The following is a 285-nucleotide window of genomic DNA, read 5'->3' on the forward strand; positions in this document are numbered from 1 at the left end:
GGATGGGGCTTTGGACGTCCGTTCTTTTGGCCGCCATTTGGCTTTGGCTTTGGAGTACCATTCGGCTTTGGTTATCCATTCTTCGGAGGCTTCCCATTCTTTATTTAACAAAAAAGGGTTATAAAACTGGCTAATGAGGAGAAGGAATAATGACAACTGAAATGTATGGAATAGATGCTGGCGATGAAAGACTTCATCACGGGTTCGGTCATTTTGGAGGCTTTGGCTTTGGCCGCCCGGGCTTCGGATTTGGCTTTGGCCGCCCAGGTTTTGGCTTTGGCAGAC

It is taken from the genome of Neobacillus vireti, assembly GCF_036962465.1.
In the GTDB taxonomy this organism is placed as follows: Bacteria; Bacillota; Bacilli; order Bacillales; family Cytobacillaceae; genus Neobacillus; species Neobacillus vireti_B.